The organism is Protofrankia sp. Cj3, assembly GCF_917627355.1.
Classification (GTDB): domain Bacteria; phylum Actinomycetota; class Actinomycetes; order Frankiales; family Frankiaceae; genus Protofrankia.
On the sequence record NZ_CAKJTR010000123.1, the window covers coordinates 1,693 to 4,383 of the forward strand.

The window sequence follows — 2,691 nt, forward strand, 5'->3', positions numbered from 1 at the left end:
GCCGGCTGGCTACCCGGCCGCGCGAGGTCATGCCCGCGGTGAACCTCCGCCCGCGGTTTCGGGACGCTGGTGCGTGACCGCGCGGCGTCGATGATCGGTGCCGCGGACGGGACGGCCGCCGTCGATGCCGCCGCGGCCGGCATGACGGACACAGCCGCGGATGCGGGCAGGTCCGCCACCGGGCTCCCAGAAAGGTCGGTGCTCACCAACGAGACGGTACCCACAGTGTCACCAGCCCGATCGTCCATGTCAGCCGCTCGACGCGCCGCGCCGTGGCCGGCCGGCGAACCGCGGGCACGGCGCCGCGGCTCACCGGCCCTGACCAGCGGAGTCATCCGGCTCGACCGCCGCCTCGATCTCCTGCGCGAGCAGGGCGGGAAGAAGTGTGTTACGGCGCCGGCCGCCGGCCTGGCGCACCGCGCCCCGCAGCGCCGGGCCGCTCACCGACACCACCGACAGATGGCGCTGGGCCCGGGTCAGCGCGGTGTAGATCAGCGGACGGGTCAGCATCCGTCCCGCTTCTGGCGGGAACACCGCCACCACGGCCGGCCACTCGCTGCCCTGCGCCCGGTGGACCGTGACCGCCCAGCCGTGCCGCAGATCCCCGACAGCCCCGCTGGGGACATCGACATCGCCACCGGGAAAGGCGACCGTGAGCACGCCCCGGTCACCTACGCCGCGTACCATCCCGATCTCCCCGTTGGCGAACCCGTCGTCCAGATGGTTCGCGGTGGCAACCACCCGATCACCCACATCGAATCCGCCCGCTGCCCCCGCACCGGGGTTGAGCACCTGCTTGAGCGCCTTGTTCAGCGCGGCTGTCCCGGCTGGGCCCCCGTGGACCGGAGTCACGACCTGAACGTCGGTCACCGGGATCCCCAGCGCCCGCGGGATGGAGTCGGTCACGAGCTGGACGACCCGGTGGGCTGCCTCTCCCGCGCTGCGGGCGGGAACCGCCACCACCTCGCGGTCCGGTCCGCGCGGTGGTGGCGGGAGCTCACCCGCGCGGACCGCCATGGCGAGTGTCGCGATCCCACCACCGTCGGCCTGGCGGTAGAGCCGCCGCAGTTCGGTGACGGGCGCCACCCCGGCGTCGAGCAGGTCAGCGAGCACCCGGCCCGGGCCGATGCTCGGTAGCTGGGCCGGGTCTCCGACGAACAGCAGATGGGTACCGTCGGCGCAGGCATCCACCAACGCGGCGGCGAGCTCGGCGTCGAGCATGGACGCCTCGTCGACGACGACGAGGTCGGCCTCGATGGGATTGTCCCCGTCACGCGCGAAGGCCCCGGAGGTTCCCTGCGCCTGCAACAGGCGGTGCAACGTGCTCGCGGGCCAGTCGCACAGCTCCTCCAACCGCTTGGCCGCCCGGCCGGTCGGCGCGGCCAGGGCGATCCGCGCGCCGGCTGCCTGCGCGAGGCGTACAACCGCGGCCACGGTTCGGCTCTTGCCCGTCCCCGGTCCGCCGGTGAGCATGCTCACGCCGATGTCGAGAGCGGTGCGGGCCGCGTACAGCTGGCTCTGGTCAAGGCTCGCCAGGACCGCGGCAAGATCTTCCTCGGGGTCATCCCCGGCCGGGTCCTGCGCGCGGTCATCAGCGGGGATCTCGGCCGGGTCGAGCTCCCCGGGCCCGTCGTCGTCGATGCCGTCGATGCCGTCCAGACTGTCGAACATGTCCGGATGGGCATCCGGCCCCGTGGGGGCCGTCGGCGCCGGCCGGCCGCTCCCTGGCCGGGTGTTCCCCGGGCGCAGCGGCTCGGCGATGGCCAGTAGCCGCGCGATGCCTTCGGCCAGTGTCTGTTCGGCCACGGCAAACCGCTCGAGCGCGGCCAGCTCACCGGTTATGACCACGTGGCCGTCCTCAACCGCGGCGCGCAGCGCCGTGGCCGGATCCGCGACACCATCACGGGCCGCGGCCCGCATGAGCGTGTCCAGCGGTGCCGCGGTGTCGCCGAAGCGGAAGGCCGCCCGGCTGAGCAGATAGGCGATCACGGCCGGGCCTCGCCGGGGGTCGTCGCGCCCCGCGCCCGCCACGCGGGCAAGGCGGTCCGCCTGGGTGAGTTCGGCCTCGCCCGCGGCAAGCAACGCCCAGGGATCCGCGCGTAACGCGTCCGCGACCCCCGGGCCGAGCTCGTCAGTCAGCCCGCGCACCAGGCGTGCCGGCAGATCAGCCGCAATCAGCAGCTCGGCCGCGCGGTAGGCGCCTTCAGCGGCGGCAAAGGAGTCGACCAGCCGCTGGGCCCGGGCCGGGGTGACACCCTCGACCGCTGCCAGCCGGGTCGCCTCAACGTCCGCCGGGCCGCGGATCCCGGCATCGGCGAGCCGGGCGGCGGTCGTCCGGCCGAGCCCCGGCCACAGCCCCGCCGCGCAGAATGCGCTGAAGACGATGGCAGGATCGGTCAGCGGCGCCTCGGTCGGGGCCACGCCGGAAGGCTGGTCAGTCGGCACTGTCTCGGCCTGCATGCCGGCAGCCTACGGCGTGTTTCAGAAGTCGCCGTTCGATCCGTTTCGATGCGTGGGGCTATGCTTCCCGGGACGGCTGAGCAGACGATCAAAAGATCGTGATCGTACACCCCTCAACCTCCTGGGCTTCCCGTTCACCGTTCGACGCCGCTTGTGGAGGGGACTTGCCGTTGAACATGCTGGAAGCCGTTGCGCTGGGCACTGCGCGGGGGCTGACGGAGTGCCTGGGCC

Annotated in this window: 1 protein-coding gene and 1 pseudogene; both read right to left on the reverse strand. The window is 73.3% G+C overall.

The annotated features are described in order from the left end of the window. Positions 1–335, reverse strand: a pseudogene (locus MJ783_RS16100) (hypothetical protein); the annotation flags it as partial. Then, entirely contained in the window at positions 310–2,460 is a 2,151-nt protein-coding gene (locus MJ783_RS16105) for an AAA family ATPase (protein WP_239311264.1), read from the reverse strand. The gene MJ783_RS16105 and the pseudogene MJ783_RS16100, both read right to left, overlap by 26 nt. Positions 2,461–2,691: the final 231 nt, after the last annotated feature.